Below are 24,828 nucleotides of genomic sequence, written 5' to 3'. Positions count from 1 at the left end.
GGATTAACTGAGTATTAACCGAACAGATGGTAAACCTTTGCCGCGTTCTGTGCTTGATGGATCTGTTGCATCTCGTCGACGATCGCCTGACGCTCTCCCGTCGCCGCCTCCAGCAATTGCCGATACACCCCCAGCAACTCCTCAAGATTATTGCGCAACGCCGCCTCGTCCACCTCAGACTCGCTCAGGACATCTTCCATGCAGGAACGACAAGCCAGGTCCAACTGACCGATGGCCTCCCAGTTTCGCTCGGCCAGGGCATCAACCAAGGCATCACGGGTGTGTTCGATTCGCTGCAGGACAAGACTCATGAGAGCACTCCTTAGAATTGCGGACCAGGTGTGGCAATGGCATCCCAGCCTTCCTTGACCGTGCGAAGCAGACCGGCGACTTCGTCGAGGATCTTCGGATCGGCCTTGACGTTGGCTTCAGCCAGGCGTTTCATCATGTAAGCGTAAAGAGTATCCAGCTCAGCGACCGACTCGGCCTGGTTTTCCAGGTCCAGGCCTTCACGCAAACCACCGACGATGCCGATGGCCTTGCTGATCAGGATGCCTCTGTTTGCAATATCCTTGCGCTCCAACGCGCCCTTGGCCTGGGCGATGCGGTCCAGCCCGCCTTCCATGAGCATCTGCACAAGACGATGGGGACTTGCTTCGGAGGTTTGCGCTTGGGCGCCAATCTTCTGGTATTGGCGAAGGGCCAACATCGGATTCATGTTCTACCTCATCAAAAATCTTCGGTTCGTATAAACAGCGTATCGACGCTGCGTCAAAAAACTTTAGGTCGAAAAGCCGAAAGCCCGGAACGTTGTCAAAACGTTGCCGGGCTTTTTTTCGTCAGTCGAAATCAGCTGTTTTTCTGTTGTGCCGCCATCGCCTCGAACATCGAGGTGATATTGCTCGCAGTGGCCTTCAGCTTGCCGACCAGGGTATCCATATCGTTGTACTTTTTAGTCAGCACAGCGGTCAGGGTCTCGACCCGACGATCCAGAGCCTCCTGATCGTTCTTCAGGCGGGTCTGGGTCTTGGTCAGCGCCGTGGTCCGCTGATCGAGGACGCCACCGGTCTGGGTGAAGGGTTCGATCGCCTTGCCCATGCGCTCCAGCAGGCCGTTGGTACCCGTGAACAACGTCTGGACTTCACCGCTGAGCTTTTTATCGTTCATCGCTTCGGTGAACTTGACGCTATTGAAGTTCAGCGCACCCGTCTTCTGATCGGTGGTAATACCCAACTGGGCCAGCGACGTCAGCTTGTCGCCAGCGCCGGTTTCAGACAAGGGCGTTCGAATCGCCGCCAGCAGCGAGCGAGGCAACGCGTCACCGGTCAATTTTGCCGGCACCGTCAGCTTCCCATCATCGTCGAGCGACGGCTTGGTCAGTGCGGTGATGCTATTGGCGATCGCGTTATAGGCATCGACGAATTTCTGGATCGAGGCTTTCAGGCCATCGTTGTTCGGCGCCACGGTGACGGTTGAACTGGCGCTCGGTCCGTCACTGAGCAAGTTCAAGGTCAACCCGGAAATCGCCGTGCTGACCGTATTGCTCTTGCTGGTCAGCAGCATGCCATCGACGGTGAAGCTGGCATCCTGGGCCAGGGCACCGATGGCGCCCGCCGAAGTGGCCGTCAGCGCAGCACCGCCAGCACCCACGACGTTCGTCCCATCGATCTCCAGCCCCGCGATGCCGCTTACCGAGATGTCGGAACCGGCGCCGGTCGTGCTTGAACCCAGCACCAGGCGCGAACCGAAAGAGTCGGTGATGATGTTGGCACTGAAACCCGCAGCCTTGAGTGAAGTGTCGGCATTGATCGAGTCGCGAACCGATTGCAGGGTCGCACCGGCCCCCACATTGAGGTTGTAGTTGACGCCGTTCTGCGCGATGGTCAGCGTGCCGCTCGGGATGGCACTGCTAGTACCGCCAGCAAAGGCCGCCGAGGTGACCTTGGAAGCCGTCGCGATATTGTTGACCTTGATCGCATAGGTCCCGCCCACCGCCGAGTTGCTGGCGGTGGCCGTGAGCACTGTGGGGGCAGAGGATGTCGCAGCAAAACCCGAGAATTGCGGAGTCGTTGTGCTGGACAAGTCCTTCATCGCGGTATTGAAAGCCGCCAACAACGACTTCAGGGTGCCCACCCCGGAGATACTGTTGGAAGTCGTCGTCGTCGCTCGGGTGATCTGACCTTGCTTGGCGGCCTTGTCGGAATCGACCAGCGCCTTGACGATCGCAGTGGTATCAAGGCCAGAGCCTAAACCCAAGCCAGGTAGAATTGGACTTGCCATGTGGGACTCCCTTCAGTGTGTCGCCGGCCTTTTGACCCTTACAACGCCCAAAAGGACATAGCAACAAAATTCGTGCCAGTTGTCAGGCTTCGGCGCTGAACAACAAGCTGTTTGCATCATTCAAACTGTTGGCCAGCTTCAGAACTTCTTCGTTCGGGATCTGGCGAATCACTTCACCGGAACCACTGGCAATCACTTTGACCACTACTTTGCCTGAAGGCTCATCAATAGAGAACTCCAGGTTGCGCTTGACCGACTGAACGAACTTCTCGATTTCCTGAACGGCCTTCTTGAGTTTGTCCTGCTCGGCGGCAGCGTCTTTAGGCGCTTCCTTGACCGGTGTCACGGTAGCAACCTCGGCTTGAGGCTTCTCCACTGGCTTGCCGACCACTGTCGGTGCCGGCTTCGCCGCTGGATAAGACAAGTTCAGCTTCACGCTCATATCCATGTCCATCACCTCTTGAACGGAAAAAGCGAGAGAGCACGCAAGCGCACTCCCCCGCTAAAACTCATCCGGCTATTACTGAAGCAGCTTCAGTACAGCGGATGGCAGTTGGTTGGCCTGGGCCAGAACCGAAGTAGACGCTTGCTGCAGAGTCTGCTGCTTGGTCAGTTGTGCAGTTTCAGCAGCGAAGTCGGTATCTTGTACGCGACCCAGTGCAGCACTGGCGTTTTCGTTGATGTTCTGCAGGTTGGAGATGGTGCTGGCGAAACGGTTTTGTGCAGCACCGAGGTCAGCACGAGCACTGTTGATGGTGTCGATCGCGCTGGTGATTGCGTCCATGGCGGCCGAGAAGTTGGTTTCAGCGGTAGCGCTGTCGGAACCAATGATGGTGATTGCCGAGTCAACACCCAGGCTTGCAGCGTCGAAACTGGCGCTCAAGGTCAGGGAGATCTGGTTGTCAGTACCAGTGTTCGAACCAACCTGGAAGGTCATGGTGCTAGCAGTACCGTCGAGCAGGTTCTTGCCGTTCAGGTTGGTGCTGTTGGCGATACGGGTCAGTTCGTCGCTCATCTGCGAGAACTCTTTGTTCAGAGCGACACGGTCGGTTGCGCTGTTGCTATCGTTACGGGACTGGATGGCCAGTTCACGCATACGTTGCAGAATGTTGGTCTGCTCCTGCATCGCGCCTTCAGCGGTCTGCGCCATGGAGATACCGTCGTTGGCGTTTTTGATCGCCATGGTCTGACCGCGGATTTGCGAGGTCATGCGGGTAGCGATCTGCAGGCCGGCGGCGTCGTCTTTGGCGCTGTTGATTTTCAGGCCGGAAGACAGGCGAGTCATCGAAGTGGAGAGAGCGTCGGAAGCACGGTTGAGGTTCTTCTGAACGTTCAGCGAAGTGGTGTTGGTGTTTACTGTTAAAGCCATGACGAATTCCTCGTTGGTTGGGTACTGCGGCTTCCGGCCCTTGGCAACCGCCGGGGTGTGGCCTAGAGAACCTTCGTAATAGTTATCGTCGGATTAGGAACTTGCTTGAGGGCTTTTTTCAAAATATTTGCTAGCAGACTGCCACCCCTTGAAAAACAAGGCTTTAGTCGCGCGATAAAGCCCGAAAAATGGCGCCAAGAAACCGCAGGACAAAATCGCGGGCCAAAAAAAAAGCGCCCCAGGCCAACCTGAAGCGCTATTGGAAAAACGTGATTCGATCAATCGCGATAAAGAATCGCCGAGCCCCACGACAGGCCCACACCGAAACCGCTGATCGCCACGCGCTTCCAGTCAGCATCCAGGACGTGCTTTTCCAGCAGCAGCGGAATGCTCGACGACACGGTATTGCCGGTCTCGACCATGTCCTTGATGAACTTCTCAGGCTCACCCTCGAAACGCCGCGCCACGGCATCGACAATCGCCGCGCTGCCCTGGTGAATGCAGAACGCATCGATGTCACTGGCTTGCAGTGACGATTCGTCCAGCAGTTCGTGCAAATGAGCGGGCACTTTCAACAGGGCGAAGTTGAAGACCTGGCGGCCGTTCATGAAAAACACCCCGTCACTGACCTTCAGGTGCGGCGCGCCGGAACCATCGGTGCCGAACTTGGCCTTGCCCAACTGCCAGCTGGCGCCCTCGGCCATCCACGTGGCGGTGGCGGCATCGCCAAACAACATGGTGGTGTTGCGGTCTTCAGGGTCGACGATTTTCGAATACGGGTCGGCGGTCACCAGCAGCCCGTTTTTCAGCCCTGCGGCCTCCATGAAGCCTTTCAGGGCGTAGATGCCGTACACGTAGCCCGAGCAGCCCAGCGATATGTCGAACGCCGCCACATGGGTCGGCAGCCCGAGTTTGTCCTGCACGATGGCGGCCGTGTGCGGCAGCCCTTCTTCATCACCGTTCTGGGTGACAACGATCAATGCGTCGATGGATTCGCGCGAAAGCTGCGGGTTGTTGGCGAACAATGCATTCACTGCTTCGACACACAGGTCCGAGGTTTCCTGGTCAGCGTCTTTGCGCGGCAGGAACGCCGAACCAATCTTGCCAAGGATGAATTCTTCATCCTTCTCGAATTTGGCACCCTGAGCGTAGTTATCCACACCAGCGGTCGGCACATAACTCGCTATGCTTTTTATGCCAATCATCATGGCTTCCCGATCATGTACTGCGACTAGGTTCACCCCCAAAAGCTCAGGGGCGCTTCAAAAATGGTTGATTTCCAAGGGCGGACGCCTTATCCGGCAAACGAACGGGCCTCCACTCCGGGGAATACAATACAGTGAAGATGCACTTTATGACCTATGCGTCACGCCGTTTTGTCCTGGAGGGGCATTTTTTCATGACAAACGAAGCCGCGTCATTTCCCGCGACGGCATCGGACACTGGACAGGAGTCTTGAGAATGGCGGGGTAATTGGGCAAGAACGCCAGCAGGTTTTAGCTGCCGGCGTCGATGAAATGCCTCGCAAGGCGGGGGGTTATACCAGCAAGTCGGTCCAGGGTACGTTGCGCACCGGTCCCAGGGTAAAACCAGCACCTTGCAATGCCAGGTTGCCGTTGTAGAAGCGATCCTGGGCGAGCGCTTCGGACCACTTCTCACGCAGCGCCGCACGCGCCTCTGGCGTACTCGCCAGCACGCCGGACTGGATCACCTGCACATGGGGCGTCCATACCGTCAGGTACCCGGCCTGGCCGACTCTGAGGCACAGATCCACGTCACCCAAGGCATCGTCGAACAGCTCGCTGTCTATGCCGTCAGCAGCGTTGAACAACTGCTTGGAAATCATCAAGCAGGCAAAAGACACCGCCGAACAGTTCTGCTCCACGACCAACCTGTTCATGTAGCCTCTGGCGGTCTTCGGCTCGCCGATGAAGGCCGAGCCCACTTCGTCATTCAGGCCCAGAATCAGGCCGGCCTGGGTGATACGCCCATCGCGCTCGACCAGCTTGGCGCCGACCACGCCCACCTCCGGCCGCAAGGCCTGATTGAGCAGCGATTCGATCCAGTTGACGTTGATCACTTCGCTGTCGGCCGCCAGTGTCACCAGATAGTCGCCCTTGGTCTCCTGGCTGGCAGCGTTGATCAAGGCCCCCGTCGCGGCACCCGACTCGATATCCAACAACCGAACGCGACTGGCCTGCTGCCCCTGGCCGTTGAGCCAGGTGCGCAGCACGGAATGGTTTGCCGCCCCGGTGGGAACCAATACTTCGTAGCGCTGATATCGAGTGCGCTGCAGTACGCTGAGCAGGCAACGTTGTAGCGCTGTCAGATCGCCAATTCCATGGACGATGATCGACACCATGGGGCGATCGGCAAAGCGGTAGTCGATTTTGTGCGTGCCCGGCACGACCGCGCTCACGTCAGCCTGATAACCCCGAACCGCCAGGTGACGCAGCAATGTCTTGCGCTCATCGGCGTTATCTTCCACCGCAGGGGCCTGGCAAATCAGCAGAGGCTCATCCAGGTGGGCAAGCCCCTCCAGGCCATCCTGCTCGATCAAGCGCAACAGCAGGTCGAACTCCAATGCGTTCTTGAACTCGCGCGAATAACCGCCGAGTTTTACCAATGTCTCGCGGCGTACCAACCAATGACGGGCCATCAAGGCCGGGGCGCTTTGCAGCAAGTCAAGGTTGAACCCCGGCCGGAAGACGTCGGCCAGCGTCCCGTCAGGCTGGCGCTGGAACTCATCCATCGCCACGGCCTGGCACTGTGGCGCGGCCAGCAATTCCACACCCGCGCGGAACAGGCCACCCGGCGTCAATTCATCGCCGGCCTCGGCCATGACCATCCAATCGCAATCGCTTTGGCTGACAACCTGATTGATTTTGTCGACGTAATTGCTTTCGTTGACTTTGACGAAATGCAGGACGTTCTGCGGTGTGGTCTCCGCCGGCAGGTCGCCAGTGGTGAACACGACAATCTTGAACGCCCGGCAATAGCCATTGATCACGCTGTCGAAGGTTGCCTGCATCTTGAAGACATCGGCCTCCAGATCCAGGATCAAAATACCGAACGTAGGACCACCGTTGCGAGCGGCCAGGTATTTGGACACTTTCTGCGCCTCACTGGCGCTCGGTTCACGCGCTTCGAGCCAGCGCAGCAATTGACCGGAGCGCGTGGCGTCGAACAACCTTGCGGTATTTTCATATGCCGCTGCCTTGAGTCGTTGCTCCCAGGCCTGGAGCATCTGCACGTAGCGCGTGTCACCCTTGGCTCGCATGACCTCGAGCAGTTGCTTCACCAGATCCTGGTTGAAGGCATAGCTCAGGAAAGCCCTTGCCAGTTGTTCATCAAGCGGCTCGGCGCTGGTGTTGCGCTGGGGGCGAGACAGCTCTTTCTGCTTGAGCATGACCGCTTCCAGCTCCTTCAACTGCACCTGCCCGCTTGGCGCCGCATGAAGCAGGAATTCCAGCGAAGTAAGCACGTCGAAAAAAGCCTGGTTATAAAATGGCAACTCAACGTATTGCGTCGGTTCGAAACGACGAACCGGTTCGCCACGCCGCGAATCCCAGGTCGACTCGAACAGTTTCCCAGCCTGCGGCACCGAACGCTCGACCAGCTTCTTGAGTATGGCCCGGGCATGCTCCCGCGCCGAAGCAGCCGCGCCAAAGGCGTCGGCCAGCATAGTGCTCATGCGTTCCTGTTCAGCGACTGCTCGCAAGTCCTCGGCACCAGGCGCCATGCCAACCGGGTTCCGTGGCTTCGCCACGCGACTGCGCTCGTGCACACCATAAGGAATGTCCAGCAAGCGAACCTTTGCATCCGTCACCAAGCCAAAGCAATGGCCGGCCTCCTGCAACCGCGAATCAAAACCGACGGGCAGCGAAGCGTAACTGCGCCGCAGCGTTTCAGTGCGCGTGAGTGCACTGACCAATGACGGGCAATCCTCGGTAAACACGGCGAGCCGGGCTTCGGCCGATGCGCCGGAATAATCTTCACAGCCCTTGCGATCGAGCAGGTAATAGTCGACACGGTCGGCATGGGCCTCGAACGCCAGGCTGTAGCCTTGGCAAGCGCCGTATTCAGCGTGTGCGTCGAGGAAACTCAACGATTGCTCGAGCGCTTGGGGCAGCAGGAAACTTTCGGTATCGGCAATCGCCAGGTAAGGCGTGGCAACTCGCTCGACGGCCTGGCGAACCTTGTCGCCGAAACCAATGGCCGTGGGTGCGTGCAGGTATTGCACGCTGGGGAACTCTACCGTGATATCGGCATCGATCATGCTCGATGAGTCGATCACCAGCACCGCAAACGAACTGTCGCGGTAGTAGCGCAACGCCCGCCGCAGGGCAGTCGACTGGTCGTGAGCGAGCAGCACCAGGGTAAACCGTTCATTCAACGGCGCAGTCGATCCTGTTGGGACATTGCTTTGCATATTCATTCCTTAACAAGTGGGTGGTCGCATCAGCGACACCGGGAGTTTCGCGGTTGAAACTCATCAATCCGGTAGCCAACCATTGGCCCAGTACTGCAAGTTATCGCCGCGCAAGATAAAGTCGCGCAGCACCACTTCACGTAATTCGTCGCCCATCCGGTAGCTGGCAATCGGATCCGCCAGGTGCATACGGATTGCCTCCAGCCATTCTTCGGCGCTGTTGGTGAGGATCCGGGTGCAAGGCAGGTGTCCCCGATAGGCTTCGGTATCCGAACAAATGACCGGATAGCCGCACGCACCGTATTCCAACAGGCGAAGGTTGCTTTTGCAGTCGTTGAAAATATGGAATTCCAACGGCGCCAAGGCCAAGTCGAGATTCAGGCTGGCAAGTTTTGCCGGATAAAGCGCCAGGCTCACGCCAGGATGGAACTCATGGATATAGGGCTTGAGCAAATCGGGGCACATGCCAAAGAAAACCCATTCAACTTCGTCGGCCAGCTCCCGAACCACATCGGCAATGAGCTCCAGGTCGCCACGGTGGCTGGTGCCGCCCCCCCAACCGATACGCGGCTTGCTGGAGGTTGCACGCTGGCTTCTAAGCTGATTCCACAGGCCGGCAGCCAGCATGTTGGGCACCACGCGGATATCGTGGTGCATGCTCGACAAAGCGTCTGCCAATGGATGGGTGGACACCACCACCCGATCACACAGGCCGATCCCCTGTCGCAGCAAGTCCTCAAGGTTGTCCGGCATATTGCGGCGGTGTTCGTTTTTCTCCGGGACCCTGGCGATGTAGTCATCCAATTCGTAGATGCGCATGGCGTTGGAGTAAGTCTTGACTTGAGCGATGTCCTTGAATTTACCCACGTTATAGCGACCTTGAAGCACGATCACATCCGGTGACTGGCGCTCGATGTCGATGATCGAAGGCGTATCGTAGGCAACACGCCCCACGATTCGCCCAGCCGCTTCCAGTTCGAACAACGGTTGGCTGACCCGGTAATGCCCCACCGCCGAGGTATTGACCGCCAACCCCAGGATCGAAGGTACGTTGCGGGTGATCAACGGATTCCAGCCGGTGCGTGGTCCGGGCTCGAGACTGAAGCTTTTCCCGGTCAGGGTCAGGTTACGGTTGTAGGCAGGATCGTTGGCGATCCTGGGCAACCAGCGCTGATAGAACGCCTCTTGCTCATGCTCCAGCCGCTCTTTCCACGAAGGATCACGACTCGCTTCCATGCCGGACGCCAGCACGACATCACTGTAAGGTGTGGTGACGATCAGGTAACCGTTTTTCCCCACCTGCTGGCATAACTCCAGAGAGTTGATGCGCTGCGTTGTGATCGACTCATCGAACCCACCGACCTCCTCCAGCACCTGCTTGCGCACCAACAGGCAGTGATCGCCGACAGCGCTCCAGTTCTGCACCGTCTGCAAGCGTTGCATATAGCCGCCAGACGTGACCGATTCGTTGACGAAGGCCCTGCCCGCCAACCCTCCCAGCCCCATGATCATGCCGGAGTCGATGACCCGGCCTTGCTGGTTGAGTGTACGAGGCCCCACGATACCGACCTCGGGACGTTGTCCTTGATTGAGCAACTCATCCAGCCAGGCAGCTTCCAGCACAATGCAATTGGGGTCGAGCAACAACAGGTATTCGCCGCGGGCATGCTGTGCGGCGAAATTGCGGATCACCGCTTCGCTGCCGCTTCCCGGGTGCAAGAATATTCGCAACGTTTCGCTGCCCAGCTCGGCCATGGCTCGCAGCCAATGCTGCAGCTCGGCGCTTTCACTGGCGTTATCGACAATGATGATTTCGTAGTGCGGATACGCGGTCGTACTGATCAGGCTGTTGACGCAACGCTCCAGCGCGCTCAGGTCATCCTTGACGCTGATGATGATCGACACCAGTGGTCGCTCGGCGAACAGGTATTCGATGCGCGGGATCAACGCCAGGAGCGGCCCTGGGTGAAGCCGGTGCGGCACGCCGATACGCTGTAGATGAGCTTCGATCAGCCGGGCGTTTTGCTCGATGACTTCCGACAACGACAGCCATTTGGCAAACGAAAACGTCGACTCGACCTGGACTTCCGGAATATGACCAATGACCTGCGGCCCATCCGTTTCCACCAGTCGCCAGATCAAGTCATGGGGCGCCAATTCGCCCAGGCTCGAATCGAATCCACCCGAAGCCAGGAATCGCGCACGCTCGAAAGCCAGTGTCCGACCGACATAGGGATAACCGCGCATCAGGTCGAGATTGAAGTCGGGCTTGAAGATCGGCTCCACCGACTTGTCATCCACCAGCGCACCTTCATCGCTGTAGAGACAGGCAGCAGCTGGCGAGCTGACAATCCGATCGGCCATGATCAGCAGAGCCGACTCCGTCAAGCGATCGCCGGCACGCAGCAGGTAGAACCAATCGGCGCCGTCCAGTTGAGGCAACAGCCCGTTGAGCTGCTGCGCCCAGTCCGCTTGCAGGCCAAGGCGCAGGACATGGTTGTCCACAGCCTGGCGACCATTGGAGAGCAGCAGCACTGATTCGCAGGCATAGGCTTGGGCAGCGATACTCTGCAGGGTAATGCCCAACGCATAAGGATCGTCCTGCTCATCGACGATGATGGGGATGATCATCGGACGATAGGCCCAGCGGGCAATCTGCCGGGACAAGACTTGTTTGCGCAATGGACTGAAACGTCGACACGTCAACCACTGCGCATAGAGGTCTGCGTAGCTTTCGATATCAGTGCCGACTTGCGAGCCGATGACGCCCTGGCGAGTCGCAATGACCGAGTAGACGTTGATTTCTTCCCACTCGGGCGCCCCTGGCTCCTTGGGCTGCCCCAAGGACTGGTAACGCACCCAGCCGCTGGCTGGCGCCGGCTCGCCGCTGCGCTGGGCCAGCATTTCCTTGAGCCATGTCAGTTCCACCGTGGCAGCTTCGAGCATCTTGAACTGAAGCCCCAGGCGCTCTGGATGCAACCGCTGGCCGCTTCCCTCGGCGTAAAGCTGGACCAGATTACCCCGGCGCAACAGGCAGATGAACAAGGCAAAATCGAGGACTGCCTCGAAGCCTTCGCCGGGCCGCGCCAACGCTGGCAACAAGGCCTCGACATCTGCGCGGCGCATCAATGCACCACTCAAACCACCGAGAATATTACGGGTGGTTTTTTCGAAGTACGCCAGCATGTCATTGCCGTTGAACAGCGCATCGAATTGCGTGATGCCCGTGTTTTCAACACGGACCGGCAAGGCGTAGTTGTCTGCATCGATTAAATGATGCTTGTTGATCACCAGCGATACTTGGGCATGCTCCTGCAGGATGGCCGCCTGTTGACTGACACAGAACGCCAGCAACTGGTCGTCATCGCACAGGAACTTGATGAACTCGCCCCGGGACTCTTCAAGACAGCGCAGCAGGTTCTGCTGGAAGCCCAGCCGGGTCGGGTTGCTCAGGTAGCGCATCGCAACCTTGGAGCCCGCGCAAAGTTCCTGGACGATCTGCTCGATTTCATCGGTGCGGCAATCGTCGCAGATGACAATCTCAAGGTTCTCGTAGGTCTGCTCGAGCGCACTTTGCAAGGCTAGGCGGAAAAAGCGTGGGTTGAACGCGGGGATGGCAATGCTGACAAGAGGAGCTGATTTCACACGCTTGGCTCTCAACCGGTGGGCGCCAACTCAGGCGAGAGCAGGACGTCCTGAATCGTATAAAGGAACGGGTCAGGGACCGCTTATAACGTCACGGTCCCGGCCCTGGATCACACTTTGTTGAACAGGCCCAATTGAGCGATCTTGCTGAACGCCAACTGCGACGCTTGAAGCATAGTCTGCTGCAAGGTCAGGCGCGTCATCACCTCGGCCGCGTCGGAATCACGAATCGCCGACTGGGTCTGCGTGTTAGCCAGGACAAAGCTCTGATTGGTATCGCTCTGGGTATCGAGCGACTGGCCGCGACCGCCGACCGAGCTCAATGCACTGGTCAACTGGTCAGTGCCGCTGGCCAGGTTACCGATAGCCGAAGCCAGTGACGCATTGAGTTTCTGGATGGCGATGTTGTCGCCATCGGTCGGCGTGTTCAAGGCAGTCCGCAACTGGTTCACGGTGTCCAGTACGTTCTGCGTCTCGTGGGTATTGACCGCGATGCTGAACTGGTCGTTGGCGGCCACGGCACCATTGAGCGTGAAACTCACACCGGATGCGGTGGCGACGTTACCCGCCAGGGTGCCGCTGGACACCGGCTTGCTGTCAGCGGTCAGTGGCGCGGCGTACAGGTCGAAGTCCGTGGCACTGGTAAACTTCAGTACCGCCGACCCCGTCGGGAAGCTGGCGTGGTAGGCCACTGGATCGGTGATCTGGCTACCGGTGATCTGAGTCGCGGTGGTGTTGCCCGGGCTGCGGGCCGGAGTGAACGTATCGGGCTTGGCGGCCAGGGTGAAGGTATGGCCTGGCAACACCGTTCCGGCAACGTCGCCCGCTTGAAGATTGACGTTCAAGGTCAAGTCGACGCCGCGAAAGCTCACAGTCTGCCCGATCTGGTTATTAGGCTCGATGACACCGCCCTTGCTGGCTTCGGCGGTCACATCGTTGCCACCCGAATCGGTGATTTTCAACTGGGTGCCGCTGGTGAACTCCACCGTGTACGGCTCGCCACTGCGGAACTGGCTGTTGTAGGTCACGCTGGACGACACTTGGCCGTTGGTCAACACCACGCGACCATCATCCACCGCCGGCGCGGTCATGGTGACCTGGCTGCGACTGGTGTTGACGGCTTGCTGGAACACTTCCCAGCCAGTGCTGTTGGTGGCCATCGACATGGTGTCGCCGATCGGCAGGTCCAGGGTCACCTGGTCGCCGTTGTAGCTGTAGGTGCCGTCGTCGTTGCGGGTGAACGGTACGACATCGCCCTTGGAACCGGAAAAAATGTACTTGCCGTTTTCATCCTTGGTGTTCATCAGGCTCAGCAACTGATCTTCGATCGACCCCAATTCCGAGGCAACGGCTTTACGGTCCGAGTCGGTGTAGGCGGCGTTGCCAGCACTGACGGCCAATTCCTTGGCGCGCTGGAGCACGTTGCCGATGCTGGTCATGACCGCTTCGGTCGTGCCCAGGGTCGCCTTGATGGTGGTGACGTTGGCTTCATATTGGGAAAGCATCGAAGCCTGGTTGCCCAGTTGCAGCAGGCGCGAAGCGCCCACCGGATCATCCGCGGCGGTGTTCACACGTACCAGGCTGCTGGCTTCTTCGCTGGTCTTGACCACCTTGGCGAAATTTTTCTGGTAGTTCGCAGCCGTGCTTTCGTAAAACTGAGAAGTAGAAATGCGCATGGGCTACGGCTCCTTAAAGACTGTTGATCAAAGTGCTGAAAATTTGCTGCGCCGCCTTGATGATCTGCGAAGACGCGGTGTAGTACTGCTGGAACTTGACCAGGTTGCCGGTTTCTTCATCCAGGTCCACGCCCGACAACGAATCGCGGGCGGTCTTGGCGTTGTCCAGGATCGCGCCAGTGGCGGCACTGTCGAGCTTGCCCTGGGCGGCCTTGGCGCCGACGCCCTCCACCAGCTTGCCGTAGGCATCGTTCAGGGAAATGCCCTTGCTGGAGGAACCGGTGTCCACGGTCTTGGCGGTCTGCAAGCCGGCCAGGACAGTACCGTTACGGTTGTCCAGGCTGCCGGGCTGGCTGAGGCTGACATTGATGGACGCTCCGCTGGACGGAGCACCGGCAATGGACATGTCGAACGTGACGGTGCGCTGTACCGGTGGCACGGAAGAATCCATGATCGGGTTACCACTGGCGTCCTTGAGCGGAACACTCAGGCTCAGGGTGTTGCTTTCGCCAGGTTTGATCGTGCCATTGCTGATCTGAGTGCCCTTGGCATCGAGCAACTGATAAGCCTGGCTGGTGCCATCGGCGGACGTCGCGCCGAACACCACCTTGACCGGCATGGAGTTCTTGATGCCGTTCTGGATGATGGTCGTGGTGGCGGCGTCGTAGATGTCCAGCTTGGTGGTCATGCTCGGCTGGCCGTTGGCCGGAATGGTCAGCGTACCGCTGCCCCCTGGCACGATGGCGGCGCCCAACGGCGCGGCAATCGCCAGCCGCTTGGAGTCGGTCATCTCGGTCTTGATGTTGGCCGCCTCGTTGCGGGTCGGCGTGAGCTTGAACGTGTCGCCGGCGGCAGCGGTGCCGTTGGCGAAGGTCATCGAGAAACCGTCGATCACCGGCGGCGGCGTGGTCGCAGTGTTGAACGCGCCCATCGAGGTGCCGTCGGGCAGGCGCTGGACGGTGTAGTCCGTGCCGGTGGTGAACGTCACCTTGTAGTCGTTGGTGGTCAGCTTGCCGGAGTCTTTGATGGCGATGTTGAAGTTGCCGGAGCCGGCGCTGTTGTTCAACGACGCAACGCTGCGCTGGCTGATCTGCGCGGCGCTGTTGATGTTAGTGAACAGGTTGGAGCCGAAGGCCCCGTTCATGTCGATGCCCGAGGCCTGGACGCTGTTCATCTGGTCGGCGACCACCAGGGCCACGCGACCCAGCTCGTTCATGGCCGGGTCGAGCACGGTGCTGCGGTAGCGCATCAGGCCACCGATCTCGCCGCCGGTGAGCACCGAGGTCAGGTCCATGGAACTGGAACCGCTGTTGAGCTGGATACCAATGCGCCCCGGATCGTTCTTGTCCGGCACCGCTTGCAAGGTATTGACGATATTGCCCATCACCAACGGTTGGCCGGAGCCCAGGTAAATGTCCAGGCTGCTGCCGTTCTCGACAACCTGCGTGCCGGTGAAGGTCGAGAGCTGGCGAATGGTTTCGCCGCGGGCGTCGAGCAGGTCGTTGGGCGCGCCGCCGGCATTGGAGACTTCGGCGATTTTCTTGTTCAACTGCGCCACGGTGGCCGCCAGGTTATTGACCTGGTCGACCATATTCGACAGGTTGCCATTGATGTTCTGGCTCTGCTCCGTCAACTGGTTGGCAACCGAATTGAAACGGTTGCTCAAGGCCTGGGCATCGCTGAGCAGCAGCTGACGGGATGCATCGTCACCCGGCTTGGCGTTGACGTTCTGCACCGAGGCGAAAAACTTGGTCAGCGCGCCGTTGAGACCGGTGCCGCTGTCCGACAACAGGGAGTCGAGCGGAGTGATCTGGCCCTGATAGGCCGCTGCGTCACTGTTGAGCGACGTGGTGGTTTTCAGTTGTGCTTCAAGGAAGGCGTTATACACCCGGCGCACATCGGCCAGGGTCGTGCCGGAACCGATGAACACGTTGCCGTACTGGTTCGACGCCTTGGTGGTCTGCACGGTCTGCTGACGCGAATACCCTGCGGTATCGACGTTGGCGATGTTGTTACCCGTGGTCACCAGTGCGGTCTGGCTTGCGGACAGACCCGACATCCCGATATTGAGCAAACTCATGGTTCAGACCTTATAAAGTCGTGGTGGCGCCAGCCGAAGCGTAGTTTTGGTAACTCGTCATCTGCCGGGCTATGTGCGAAATCTTGCTGGCGTAGTGCGGGTCGGTGGCGTAACCGGCCTTCTGCAACTCGCGTACAAACTGTTCGGGGTTATCGGCCGACTTCAGTACATCTTGATAGCGACTGTTGCTTTGCAGCAGGTTGACCAAGTCATGGAAACTGTCGCGGTACGAGGCATAGGAGCGGAACTCGGCCGTTTCCTTGACCATCGCGCCATTGCGGAATTCGCTGGTGATCGCCCGGGCCGAATCGCCCTTCCAATTGGCGCTGGCCTTGATGCCGAACAGGTTGTGACTGCTGGTGCCATCGGGCTGGCGCATGACCGATTTGCCCCAACCGGTTTCCAGGGCGGCCTGGGCCACCAGGTAACGCGGGTCGACACCGATGCGGTCGGCGGCTTCCTTGGCCATTGGCAGCATGGCGTTGACGAATTCGTCGGCATCGCGGAAGGCCTTGCGTGCCGGTGCCAGCGGTGGCTGGGCCACGGCGCGGCCATAGACCTGCATGTCGCCTTTCGGCTCGGCGGCCTTGAGTGCAGCCAACCAGTCACCATTGGCCAGTTCGCCAGTCGCCGGCTTGACGGCGGCGATGGCGCGATCCGTCAGGACGTTCTGTGCAGGCGCATCGGCGTTGGCGGCGGCCGAAGGCACCAGCCCGGCAAGCAGGCGGTCAGCCAGTTTCGGCGGCAAGGCCAGACGGCGCTGGTTGATCAGCTCCATGTCATTGCGGTGAGTACCCTCGCCCGCCCCTTGCGGCACGTTCACCGCCCGGGAAGCCCACAGCGGACGCTGGCCGTTGGAACGCGAAAGCGGGCCATCAGGCAGCGTGCCGGCGGCCACTGGCGTTGGCACCGCTGCCTTGGCAACCTTGTCCAGCGCCTCTTGCTGCTTGGCGGCCGACAAGCTTGCCGCCTCGCCTGGCGCCAGCGGTTTGTTCTTGGACATCTGGCGCAGCAGCACATCGGCCAGGCCGATACCACCGCCTTCGCGGGACATGGAAACGGCCAACTGCTGGTCGTACATTTCCTGGTACTGCTTGGCTTGCGGTGTGTTCATCGGATTGTCCTTGCCCAGCGCATCGGTGGCCGAACGCATGGACTTGAGCATTTCGCCAAGGAACAGCGACTCGAATTCCTGGGCCACTTTACGCAGGTTGCCGTCGCTGTTCTTGTCGCCGACCTTGAGCTGGTTCAGACGGTTCAGGTCCGAGTAGGAACCCGAATCCCCGCTGATCAAAGTGCCCTTGCGCATGTCCATGGACCGGTCCTCAAATCACGATCAGGTCGGCTTGCAACGCGCCGGCCTGCTTCAAGGCTTCGAGAATCGCCATCAAGTCGCCCGGCGCCGCGCCGACCTGGTTCACCGCCCGGACGATTTCATCCAGGGTAGTGCCCGGGCCGAACTTGAACATCGGCTTGGCTTCTTGCTCGGCATTGACCCGCGAACGGGGCACTACCGCCGTCTGGCCGTTGGACAACGGGCCAGGCTGGCTGACGATCGGGTCTTCGGTGATGGTCACGGTCAGGCTGCCGTGGGTCACGGCGGCCGGAGACACCTTGACGTTCTGACCGATCACGATGGTGCCGGTACGCGAGTTGATGATGACTTTCGCCACCGCCTGGCCCGGATCGACCTCGAGGTTTTCCAGGATCGACAGGTAGTCGACCCGCTGGCTTGGGTCGAGAGGCGCGGTGACGCGGATCGAGCCACCATCGAGGGCCTGGGCCACACCTGGGCCGAGCATGTCGTTGATCTTGTCGACGATACGCTTGGCGGTGGTGAAGTCGGAACGGTTGAGGTTCAGCGTCAGGCTGTTGCCCTGGTTGAAACCGCTCGGTACCGCACGTTCCACCGACGCGCCGCCAGGGATTCGACCGGCCGACGGAACGTTGACGGTGATCTTCGAACCGTCGCGCCCCTCGGCATCGAAACCGCCCACCACCAGGTTGCCCTGGGCGATGGCGTAGACGTTGCCGTCGATACCCTTGAGCGGCGTCAGCAGCAGAGTGCCGCCACGCAGGCTCTTGGAGTTACCGATGGACGAGACGGTGATATCCACCTGTTGGCCAGGCTTGGCGAACGCCGGCAGATCAGCACTGATCGACACGGCCGCGACGTTTTTCAACTGGACGTTGCCGGAACCGGCCGGCACCTTGATGCCGAACTGCGACAACATGTTGTTGAAGGTCTGCAGGGTGAACGGGGTCTGGGTGGTCTGGTCACCGGTGCCGTTCAGCCCCACGACCAGGCCATAGCCGATCAACTGGTTGGAACGCACGCCGGAAATGCTGGCAATGTCCTTCAGACGCTCGGCTTGAGCGGTGAAGGCCGCGGACATCACCAGGGCACCGAGCAACAGCTGCTTAAGATTCAACTGGGCCACCTAGAAAGGGAACTTCGGGCTGAGGAAGAAACGGTCGAACCAACCTGGCTGGCTCGCATCGGCAAAGGCACCGGTGCCCGAGTAGGTGATGCGTGCATCGGCCACACGGGTCGAGGAAACCGTGTTGTCGGTGGCGATGTCATCGGCGCGAACCATGCCGGCGATGCGCACCAGTTCGTCACCCGTGTTAAGGGTCAGCCACTTCTCGCCGCGCACGACGATGATGCCGTTGGGCAGCACATCGGCGACGGTCACGGTAATCGAGCCGGTCAGGCTGTTGCTCTGGCCGGACTTGCTGTCGCCCTTGGTGGCACGGTCAGAGTTGTACCCGGCGTTGAGGCTCAGGTCGTTGCCCCCGATCGGGTTGTTGGCGGTCAAGCTGGAGCCGAACAGCGAGGTCAGGCCGACGCTGGTATTGCTGGTCTTGTCCATTTGCGAGTTGGCGTTCTTGCTGGCCTGGGTCCGCTCGTTCAGGGTGATGGTGATGATGTCACCGACCCGGAAGGCCTTGCGGTCGCTGTACAGGTTCTGCTCGAAGCCGGCCTGGTAGATCGAACCATTGTTGGCCGCAGCCGGCAACGGCGTGCGCGGCAACACCGGGGCGTAATACGGGTCATTGGGCCTGGGTGTCGGCGCGACACAGCCCGCGAGTGCGGTGATCCCACTCAGTGCCAGAACAGATACGAAGCGTTTCATGACCCTACCTCTTGGTGTTGCAGGCGACCCTGGGGCCGCCCTGTCTATGCAATGACGGACGACGTGATTACAGATTCTGCGTAACGAACGAGAGCATCTGGTCGGCAGTGGAGATCACCTTGGAGTTCATCTCGTAGGCGCGCTGGGTGGTGATCATGTTGACCATCTCCTCCACGGTGCTCACGTTGGACGTTTCCAGGGTGTTCTGCAGCGTGGTGCCGAAACCGTTCAGGCCCGGGGTGCCGATTTGTGGCGCACCACTGGCGGCGGTTTCCAGGAACAGGTTGTTGCCCACCGCTTGCAGGCCGGCCGGGTTGATGAAGTCGGCGGTCTGCAGGTTGCCGATCACTTGGGAGGCCGGGTTGCCCGCCACCGTGATGGACACGGTGCCGTCACGGCCCACGGTAAAGGTCTGGGCATCGTTCGGGATGATGATCGCCGGCTCCAGGGCGAAACCGCTGGCATTGACGATCTGGCCGTTGGAATCGAGGTGGAACGTACCGTCACGGGTGTAGGACGTGGTGCCGTCCGGCTGCAGGATCTGGAAGAAACCGCGACCGTCGATGGCCATGTCCAGCGGCTGCTCGGTGGTTTGCAGGCTGCCGGCGGTGAAGTTTTTCTGGGTGCCGACAATGCGTACACCGGTACCCACTTGCAGGCCCGACGGCAGTTCGCTGTCCTGGGTCGACTGGGCGCCAGGCTGGCGTTTCACCTGATACAGCAGGTCCTGGAACTCGGCACGATCACGTTTGAAACCCGTGGTCGAAACGTTCGCCAGGTTGTTGGAAATGGTCGTCAGGTTGGTGTCCTGGGCGGACAGACCTGTTTTGGCAACCCATAGAGCCGGAAGCATTCGATTCTCCTCGTACGCCTGTTTTTCGGCGCGACGCTTTAGTTAATGGTTAGATCTGCAAGACCCGAGCCATGGCCTCGTCGCCTTCTTTGGCGGTGTTCATCATCTTGACGTGAAGCTCGAACTGCTTGGCCAGGGCCAGCACCGAGGTCATCTCATCCACGGCATTGACGTTGCTCGCTTCCTGGAAACCCGACACCAACTGCACGTTGGCATCGATGGGCGCCGGCTGGCCGTCCTTGGTCCGGATCGAACCATCCAGGCCCTTGGTCATGTTCTTGAGGTCCGGGTTGACCAGCTTGATGCGGTCCACTTCAGCCATTACCCGCGGGCCTTCGCCCATGGCGCGGATGCTGATGGTGCCGTCCTGGCCGATCTCGATTTTCTGCTCCGGCGGCACGGCGATCGGACCGCCGTTGCCCATCACCGGCATGCCGTTGCCGGCCCGCAGTACGCCCAGGGCGTCAACATTGAGGCTGCCGGTGCGCACGTAGCTTTCACCGCCGTCGGGGTTCTGCACGGCCATCCAGCCCGGCCCGCTGACCGCGACGTCGAGGTCGCGACCGGTTTCAATCAGCGCACCCGGGGTGAAATCAGTAGCAGGTCGTTCGGACAGGGCAAACGCCCGCGCCGGAAAGCTGTCGCCGAACACCGGCATCGAGCGCGCCTGCTCCAGGTCTTTCTGAAAACCATTGGTGGAGATGTTCGCCAGGTTGTTGGCATGGGCCCGCTGCGCCAGTGCGTTCTGGCTGGCGCCGGTCATTGCCACATAAAGGTACTTGTCCACTGTCGTTCCTCTGCATGCCGGACGTTTGCCGCCCACTGCTGTGTTGCACAGCCTTAAGCAATTTGCAGACCAACTTTTTTCTGGCGGGGCCAGGCCCGGCAAACAAAGGGTTTGAGGGATTCAGAGGGGGGTTGATTAAATGTGTCGAAGTCGAAAAACCGGCGGTGTCATGCCGTTAAGTGGCAAGTGTCAGCCTTTGATCGCTTCTACTGCAGCGCGGTATGGCGCAGCCTGTGCGAGCAGACCACAGAGGGTCGGATTGACCATTGAGGCGGCAGGGGGTACTTCCCCTGCCGCCTCACTCAGGCCTCCGTCAGTTGGGCAGCCATCCCTTGACCCAATGTGCCGCGTAGGTATCGTCGAAGACCCAGTTGGCCAGCACTTGCTCGCGCAGTCGCTCAGCTTGTTGTCGTGAGGCGTGCCGATCAGCCAGGTGCCCGTTGATCGCCTCCAGCCACTGCCCTCGGCTGTCAGCGATCCGCGTGATGGCGAGATCGCCCAGGTAATCGGCGGTGTCGCTGCCGATCACACTGTAGCCGCAAGCACCATACTGCAGATGATGAAGCAAGCTCGCCCCTTGGTCGTTCTTACCGAAGCCCTGTGGAGCGAGGACAATATCCAGGTTGAGGCTGGCCATGACATCGGGATTGTCGTGAACGTCATCATGAACCTCGCAGGCGAGCGCTTGCAGATACGTGGGCACATCCCCCCAGAGTACCCACTCCACTTGACCGGCCAGCGCTTGCATCAACTCAAGGATCAACGGCTGGACGAAGGGTTGCGCCGGATCGATAGCGCAGCCTATGCGAGGGATGCCAAACGTCTGGCGCACGACGGAAAGATTGCGCCATCTGTTGTCCAGGCGCGTTTCGAGAACACGAACATCCTGATGCAGCCCGGCACAGGCGTGAGCCATTGCAGGCGTCGCCACCACGACGCAGTCAACCAGGCTTGCCGCTTGCTGCAGCGAAGTCATCCACCCCGGAACCTCTGGCGTCAGCGTATCCAGCTCAAGGACCTTGAACGCGCTGGAAAGAGTGCTGATGCTTTGCATCTGCTCCAAACGAAGCGGGTCAGCCTGATGCTGGAAGACGATGACGTCGGGGTTGTAGCGCGCAAGCGTCGTTGCCGGTAACAGGCTACTGCTGATGCAGCCTTCGATTCTGCCGAAGTCGCGCAAAGCCTTGAACGGCTCGACAATACGCAACCTGGCGGCTTTTGCCGACTTCCCAGGATGCACCAACACCACAGGCAGCGGCCGCCAGGACAGCGGTCGCCAGGACAGCTCGTTGATGGCTTCCAGCTCGAAGCCGGCGCCGCGCAACGACAGGTTGCTGTTGTAGGCAGGATCATTGGCCAGGACGCTCAGCCATTTACTCAAGGCTTGCTCTTGTTCCAAGGCGAAGCGTTGCTGGTTGAGTGGGTCCTTGCCAACGCTTGACCAAGTCCCCTCCCCCTCATGCACGAGCACGGCATGAGGGGTCCAGACATTCAGATAGCCAAGGTTCGCCACTTTCAGGCACAGGTCCAGATCGTTGCAGGTGACCTGGAACAGCGCGTCATCCATACCGCCGGCTTCCAGGTAGATCGCCGTGCGAATCATCAGACAGGCCGCACTGACCGCACTGGTGTTTTGGTCGACCACCAGGCGCTGCATGTAGCCGCCGCCGTTGGCAGCCTGATCGGTGAATGGGCTGCCGGCAGGGCCGCGCAAACCGGTGATCAGGCCTGCATGCTGGACGGTGCCTTCCGGGGTAATCAGCTTGGCGCCAACGATCCCCACTTCGGGGCGCAAGGCGTGGTTGAGCAGTTCATCCAGCCAATCCTCGTGGATGATTGCCGTATCGTTGTTCAACAACACCAGGTATTCGCCGCGCGCCTGACTGGCCGCCAGGTTGTTCATGGCGCTGAAGTTGAATGGATAAGGGAAGCGGATGACACGAACCTTGTCCCCCCCGATCGACTCCATCTCGCTCAGCCAGGTGAGTGCCTCTTCGGTCTCGCTGCCATTGTCGATCAGAATAATCTCGAAGTACGGATAGCGGGTCTTGGACAACAGGCTTTCCACGCAGCGCTGCAGCAGCGGCAACTGGTCCCGGGTAGGAATCAGGATCGACACCAGGGGCTGTTGATCATGACCGTACTTGATGTGGTAATGCCGAGGCGGCTCCTGCAGGACCCTGGCGTTCGTGTAGCCGCGATTGTCCAGGTGCCGTTGCAGGGCATAGAGCTCGTCCGGGTTATCGACAAGGGTCGGCGTGTTGCTGGCTACCAGCGGCTCGTTCAGATGGGCGATGCCGTTCATGCTCCCGGTTTCGATCAGTCGCAGGATCAAGTCCAGCTCGAGCGCCGCAGGCACCTGAGGATCGTAACCGCCAACCTCCAGCGCCAACTCGCGACGAATCAGCCAGTGGTTGGCCATAGTCAATGGCAGGCTCAAGAGGTAGTCGAGGTTGATGCTAGGCCGGAAGACCGCTTGAGGGCCATTCTCTGAGCGATACATGCCATCGCAATAGATCATCCGGCAACCGTTGGCACCCGGCAGTTCCAGATCGAGCATCAACGTGCCCGCAGGCAAGACCTCGTCGCCGGCCGTCAGCAGCATGATCCAGTCGCTGTCGTCTGCCTGCAGAACTTCGTTCAACTCGACGGCGCCTGGCTGGGCGCAGGTGAGCCAGTGCAGGCTGCCGGGCAAGTTGGCCGGACTTGGCGCAGGGCTCAAGACCACCATGCGCATGCTGATCGAGGAGCGCGATCGCCACAGCGCAAGACTTTCCACGGTATCGCTCAAGGCATTGAAGTCGCCCTGGGGATCGAGTATCAGCAGCGTCAGGCTGGTTTGTCCGCTGAGCTGCTGACGGCGCTGATCGACAAGTTGCTGCTGGATCGGCGTCAGCACTCGGTTGCGCAGCCAGTCCTTGATGGAGGGCACACGAACATCAATGGCATGCTGTATAGCAGCCTGCTGAGTGATATCGATGAAACGTTCCAGTTGAGGCCAGAAGGCCTTTTCAAGGTCCAGCCAGCGCCTGCGAGCTTGCATCACCGTCGCACGGGCGCGCTCCAGCCCACCTGGTTCGTCATAAAGTGCCGAGCCCGCATCACCAAACTGCTCGATGAACGGCTGGGTCTTCACATGACCGCCAGGCATGTAGATAACCGGGCAACCACAAAGCATGGCTTCGGTACACGTTGCCGAAATTTCGTAACTGTAAAGCGTTGAGGCCGTTCGAAAAATCTGTGCCAGTTCAGCAAGGGTCTTCGGGTTGTCCATGCTCAGGACTTCGATACCGTCCGGCAACATCGAGTAGTCGACCTTGGACCTGTCGATGCGGTGCAGGTACAGGTAGTTGCCACTGCGCTGCACCGGCTCGGTTGGCGGTGAAAACAACTCCGAGTCGATGACCGGCAACAGGAGCAGGTTGCTGTTATCGCTGTCGCCACCGAAATCCTGGGTGAAATAGAAAAACAGGTCTGATTTTTGCGACTTGATCGCACGGCCAGTGAGGAAGCCTTCACGGTTCAGAATATAACGGGCTACGATCGGTGCGTCTAACGGGTTACCGTCCATCACCTCGGAATACACAGCAATGGGCGCCAAGCCTAGCGACCGGTGCTGCCGACGCACCTCGTCGGTAAGGATCGGGGTGCGCAGTTTCGGGTTGACCTGGCAGGGCGTGAGGTAGGCCTCGTAGCCGGACAGGTTCAGGACGTGGCACAGGTAGTGCAATACGCACACGCCCGAGGAGGTTTCCCGATAGTTGGGAGCACCGATGTAGTAAGGGTGACGCGGTTTGCCATGCAGGGACGGGGTGGTCATACGGTGGCCTTGGGGCTGGAGGGCTGCTCACAAATGACGAAGACACTGGCGCACAAGTCTGGATAGACCATGCCCAGGGCATGGCAGGCATCCATGAAACGCTCATCGATAAGCTGGGTTTCCAGAGCCTTGTCCAGCTGGAAGTTGGCCAGCGGCTTGAAGAAGACCCCTCCACGGTGGCTCACATGCCAACCGGCACTGCGTACTTCGTGATCGAGGGTATCGAGGGTGTAGGTCACTCGGTGGCCATGCAGACGCTCGCCTTCGGTCACGGCACTGTTGTGCTCGATCAAGCCCATCTTGACGGCGATCTGGCGCGAAGGTGCATTGGCGTTTGGTACGGCAATGAACAAACGCCCCCCAGGCGCGAGCCAGTTGCGCACGCGCTTGAGCACTGCCTGGCGGTCGTCGAGGTGCTCCAGGGTGTGGATCAGGAAGATATTCTCGAAGCGTGGTTCCAGCTCGGCTTCTTCAAAGGTACTGCAGACGAACCTGACGCCTGAGCCGACCTTTTTACGGGTGACATCGATCAGGTCGCTGGCCGCTTCGATGACCGTCAGGTCGGCAAAGCGCTCAGCGAACAGCGTCGTAAAGGCACCTTCGAAGCAACCCATTTCCAGGGTCGGTCCCTTCGCCAGCCAGGGGCCGAAGCTGTCCAGCATGTAGCGTCGCAGCCGCGAATCGAAATCGTAGAAGTAGCTGCGGTGAGCGTTATCCTGAAACTCTTTGTTGTAATCGCGTACGGACAT

At 59.7% G+C, this 24,828-nt stretch carries 17 protein-coding genes; all 17 read right to left on the bottom strand.

Translation table 11 applies throughout. The annotated features are described in order from the left end of the window. Nucleotides 1–14 precede the first annotated feature (14 nt). The 17 genes from QMK47_RS08800 to QMK47_RS08720 all read right to left on the bottom strand — a co-directional run bounded on the left by QMK47_RS08800 (nt 15) and on the right by QMK47_RS08720 (nt 24,828). Entirely contained in the window at nt 15–311 is a 297-nt protein-coding gene (locus tag QMK47_RS08800) for a flagellar protein FliT (protein ID WP_072408529.1), read from the bottom strand. Nucleotides 312–322: 11 nt separating this feature from the next. After that, nucleotides 323–718 carry a flagellar export chaperone FliS gene (gene fliS, locus QMK47_RS08795; protein ID WP_214510733.1) on the bottom strand — a complete coding sequence of 132 codons (396 nt, stop codon included), beginning with the start codon at nt 716–718 and terminating at the stop codon, nt 323–325. Between the two features lie 131 nt (nt 719–849). After that, nucleotides 850–2,280, bottom strand: a complete 1,431-nt coding sequence (gene fliD / locus QMK47_RS08790; RefSeq protein ID WP_320390058.1) for a flagellar filament capping protein FliD — start codon at nt 2,278–2,280, stop codon at nt 850–852. 82 nt (nt 2,281–2,362) lie between these two features. After that, nucleotides 2,363–2,728, bottom strand: a complete 366-nt coding sequence (locus QMK47_RS08785; RefSeq protein WP_258690581.1) for a flagellar protein FlaG — start codon at nt 2,726–2,728, stop codon at nt 2,363–2,365. A 72-nt stretch (nt 2,729–2,800) separates the two neighbouring features. Continuing rightward, entirely contained in the window at nt 2,801–3,649 is an 849-nt protein-coding gene (locus tag QMK47_RS08780; RefSeq protein WP_003199067.1) for a flagellin domain-containing protein, read from the bottom strand. A gap of 278 nt (nt 3,650–3,927) precedes the next feature. Next, a complete protein-coding gene (locus tag QMK47_RS08775; RefSeq protein WP_027912745.1) occupies nt 3,928–4,854 on the bottom strand; it encodes a ketoacyl-ACP synthase III in 927 nt (308 codons plus the stop codon). Between the two features lie 332 nt (nt 4,855–5,186). Further along, a complete protein-coding gene (locus QMK47_RS08770) occupies nt 5,187–8,081 on the bottom strand; it encodes a TIGR00180 family glycosyltransferase (protein WP_320390057.1) in 2,895 nt (964 codons plus the stop codon). Between the two features lie 63 nt (nt 8,082–8,144). Then, nucleotides 8,145–11,726, bottom strand: a complete 3,582-nt coding sequence (locus tag QMK47_RS08765; RefSeq protein ID WP_253472403.1) for a glycosyltransferase — start codon at nt 11,724–11,726, stop codon at nt 8,145–8,147. Nucleotides 11,727–11,836: 110 nt separating this feature from the next. Continuing rightward, nucleotides 11,837–13,402 (bottom strand): flagellar hook-associated protein 3, encoded by a 1,566-nt coding sequence (locus QMK47_RS08760; RefSeq protein ID WP_253472400.1) that lies wholly within the window; start codon nt 13,400–13,402, stop codon nt 11,837–11,839. A gap of 13 nt (nt 13,403–13,415) precedes the next feature. After that, complete coding sequence (gene flgK / locus QMK47_RS08755) at nt 13,416–15,482, bottom strand: flagellar hook-associated protein FlgK (RefSeq protein ID WP_320390056.1); 2,067 nt, start codon at nt 15,480–15,482, stop codon at nt 13,416–13,418. 10 nt (nt 15,483–15,492) lie between these two features. After that, nucleotides 15,493–16,797: a flagellar assembly peptidoglycan hydrolase FlgJ gene (flgJ, locus tag QMK47_RS08750; protein ID WP_253472397.1), complete on the bottom strand. Its 1,305-nt coding sequence runs from the start codon at nt 16,795–16,797 to the stop codon at nt 15,493–15,495. Nucleotides 16,798–16,807: 10 nt separating this feature from the next. Continuing rightward, nucleotides 16,808–17,878: a flagellar basal body P-ring protein FlgI gene (locus tag QMK47_RS08745; protein ID WP_161796644.1), complete on the bottom strand. Its 1,071-nt coding sequence runs from the start codon at nt 17,876–17,878 to the stop codon at nt 16,808–16,810. A 45-nt stretch (nt 17,879–17,923) separates the two neighbouring features. Continuing rightward, a complete protein-coding gene (flgH, locus tag QMK47_RS08740) occupies nt 17,924–18,619 on the bottom strand; it encodes a flagellar basal body L-ring protein FlgH (protein WP_253472395.1) in 696 nt (231 codons plus the stop codon). Nucleotides 18,620–18,686: 67 nt separating this feature from the next. Then, the gene (gene flgG, locus QMK47_RS08735; protein WP_214510726.1) at nt 18,687–19,472 is read right to left on the bottom strand and encodes a flagellar basal-body rod protein FlgG; all 786 of its coding nucleotides are present in this window, start codon (nt 19,470–19,472) and stop codon (nt 18,687–18,689) included. 49 nt (nt 19,473–19,521) lie between these two features. Then, nucleotides 19,522–20,259, bottom strand: coding sequence for a flagellar basal body rod protein FlgF (locus QMK47_RS08730; protein ID WP_214510725.1), 738 nt, complete (start codon nt 20,257–20,259; stop codon nt 19,522–19,524). 313 nt (nt 20,260–20,572) lie between these two features. Next, nucleotides 20,573–24,079 (bottom strand): glycosyltransferase family 2 protein, encoded by a 3,507-nt coding sequence (locus tag QMK47_RS08725; protein ID WP_320390055.1) that lies wholly within the window; start codon nt 24,077–24,079, stop codon nt 20,573–20,575. Continuing rightward, nucleotides 24,076–24,828, bottom strand: coding sequence for a class I SAM-dependent methyltransferase (locus tag QMK47_RS08720; protein WP_003199040.1), 753 nt, complete (start codon nt 24,826–24,828; stop codon nt 24,076–24,078). Before QMK47_RS08720 ends, QMK47_RS08725 begins: the two co-directional genes overlap by 4 nt.

Origin of the sequence: Pseudomonas sp. P9_35, from assembly GCF_034008205.1 — a bacterium.
Lineage (GTDB): Bacteria > Pseudomonadota > Gammaproteobacteria > Pseudomonadales > Pseudomonadaceae > Aquipseudomonas > Aquipseudomonas kilonensis.
Note: the sequence above shows the minus strand (reverse complement) of the source record. Positions and strands in the feature narration are given on the sequence as shown.